Here is a 2,616-nt window from a genome sequence, read left to right on the forward strand (position 1 = left end):
TAGATGAACTGCTCGGTCAACTAATCTTTCAATTTCCAAAAACGAGATTTTTCCTTGTAAGAACGCAGCAACTGCAATCTCATTCGCTGCATTCATGATCGTTGTGGCTGTTCCACCTATTTTGCCAGTTTCGTAAGCAAGATGCAATAATGGAAACCGATTAAAATCCATGCTTTCAAAATTCAACTGACCAATAGTAGTCAAATCAAAAGGAATAGGTTTTTTAATTGGCAGCCGATCAGGATAAGTCAATGCATATTGGATAGGCTCACGCATATCGCTCGCACCTATTTGAGCTTTTATCGCTCCGTCATTAAATTGAACCATTGAATGTACGTTGCTTTCACGGTGTAAAACAACCTTAATTCTATCATAATCTATATCAAATAACCACCGGGCTTCGATGACTTCTAAACCTTTATTCATCATCGTAGCTGAATCAATCGTGATTTTAGGCCCCATTGACCAATTTGGGTGTTTTAACGCATCAGCTACTGTGACACTTTTTAGTTGCTCACGTGTATAATCTCGAAAACTTCCGCCTGAAGCCGTAATAAGCAATTGACTGATATCTTTTTTATTTTCACCTTGCAAACATTGAAAAATAGCAGAATGTTCGCTATCTAAAGGGAAAATCGATATATTATTTTGTTTAGCCGTTTTCATTACCAGTTCACCAGCCATAACGAGAGTCTCTTTATTGGCTAAGGCGATCTCTTTACCTGATTCAATCGCTGACAGTGTCGGTAATAAACCGATACTTCCCATCACAGCCGTTACGACCGTATCAATCTCTTCTAATACAGCAATCTCCGATAAGCCTTCTGCTCCATATGTAAATTTAATTCTAGGGTACTCCAGACTTAATTTTTTAGCTAGTTCTTTTGTAGCAACAGCAACCATTTTAGGAGCTAAGGCCTCAATTAATTCCCGTCCTTTTTTTATATTTTGATAAAAAGAAAATGATACCACTTTAAATAATGCGGGATAAGCTTGAACTACTTGGACTGTACTGTTGCCGATCGAACCAGTGGCTCCTAATAAACAAATTTTTTTCATGACAATAAAAGTAGTTATCGTTAAATGACAACTACTTTTTCACTTCCTTTCATGAATTATATTAGTGTCAATAAATGTAACACAGGTAGAGCAAATAAAATACTATCAAATCTATCCAAAATCCCACCATGTCCTGGTAAAATTTTTCCGGAATCTTTTACCTGATAGTGACGTTTAAAAGCTGATTCTACAAGATCGCCTAATTGTCCAGAGATCGAAATTAAGACCGTTAGTAAAATTCCCCATGACCATGAAAAATGCAATGGATGAATCAGTAAAAAGAGAGTAGAAACAATTATGGCGCTGATAATTCCACCCAAAGAACCTTCAATCGTTTTGTTAGGACTAATGCTAGGAGCTAATTTAGTTTTCCCAAATTTACGTCCAAATAAATATGCGCCGATATCTGTAGACCAAACAATAAATAAAGCTAATAACAATAAAGCTAGACTTTCTGAACGTACGAGTACAAAATATTTAAATCCATACCCAATGTACATGCAGCATCATCAAAAGTAAACTTGTTTTTTGAAAAAACAGTTGCTGCCAATAACAATAAACCGCAAATATAAAATAATATGTCTGTTGAATAAATAGCTGTGAGCCATGGAAGGCGTTCTGAAGGTAATAAAATAAGCAATAATCCTATAATAGCAATGATACCTTCAATAGAGAATAGAGCGTTGCCTTTCATTCTAAATAATTCAAATAAGCTAATAATTCCAAGTAACGCGACAGTAATTTCTAATAGCCATGACCCTGTATAAACAATCGGTACAAAGACTAAAAAAGAGAGTACTGCTGTAATGACTCTTTGTTTCACTTTTTTTCCTCCTCAATCTATAATCCACCAAAACGTCTATGCCGTGTTTGATAAACTCCAATCGCTTGTTCTAAAGCAGCCTCATCAAAATCGGGCCACAATATTTTTGTAAAGTAAAATTCGCTATAAGCATTTTGCCAAAGTAAAAAATTGCTGATTCTTTCTTCTCCACTCGTGCGAATCATATAATCGACATCTTGATACTCCCCTAATGTTGTAGTCATCAACTGTTGTTCAAAGACGACTTCGTTGATATCTTCAACGGCTAATTCTCCTGCTTTCACTTGTTCAGCAATTTGTTTAGTAGCCTCTAGCATTTCGCTGCGGCTTCCATAATTTAAAGCAAAGTTCAGAATCATTCCCGTATTATTCTTTGTATCTTCAATCGCTTGTTCAACTGCTTTTTTTGTATGTATAGGCAATTGATCTGTGAAGCCGATTACTTGAACTTTTACATTTTCTTTAATGAGGTCTGGTACAAATGTATCAAAAAAATCGACTGGCAATTGCATTAAAAAACTGACCTCCGTATCTGGACGTTTCCAATTTTCAGTGGAAAATGCATATAAAGTCAGGACTTTTACGCCTATTTGGCTGGCGCGCTTTGTTATTTTTTTTACAGTATTCATGCCTTCTTTATGTCCAGCGATTCGCGGAAGAAATTTCTTTTGAGCCCATCGTCCATTCCCATCCATAATGATTGCAATGTGATGAGGAATTTTTTCTGCTTCATT

General features: G+C 35.9%; 2 protein-coding genes and 1 pseudogene. All 3 read right to left on the reverse strand.

Annotation, left to right across the window (positions count from 1 at the left end; all coding sequences use genetic code 11):
• Positions 1 to 1,059 (reverse strand): 1-deoxy-D-xylulose-5-phosphate reductoisomerase (locus tag RT405_RS04975; protein ID WP_313468086.1); only part of this gene is annotated, 1,059 nt, incomplete at its 3' end.
• Between the two features lie 56 nt (positions 1,060 to 1,115).
• Positions 1,116 to 1,882 (reverse strand): annotated as a pseudogene (locus tag RT405_RS04980) (phosphatidate cytidylyltransferase).
• A gap of 17 nt (positions 1,883 to 1,899) precedes the next feature.
• Positions 1,900 to 2,616 (reverse strand): isoprenyl transferase (locus tag RT405_RS04985; RefSeq protein WP_313468088.1); only part of this gene is annotated, 717 nt, incomplete at its 5' end.

This window comes from Carnobacterium sp. (assembly GCF_032094055.1).
Taxonomy (GTDB): domain Bacteria; phylum Bacillota; class Bacilli; order Lactobacillales; family Carnobacteriaceae; genus Carnobacterium_A.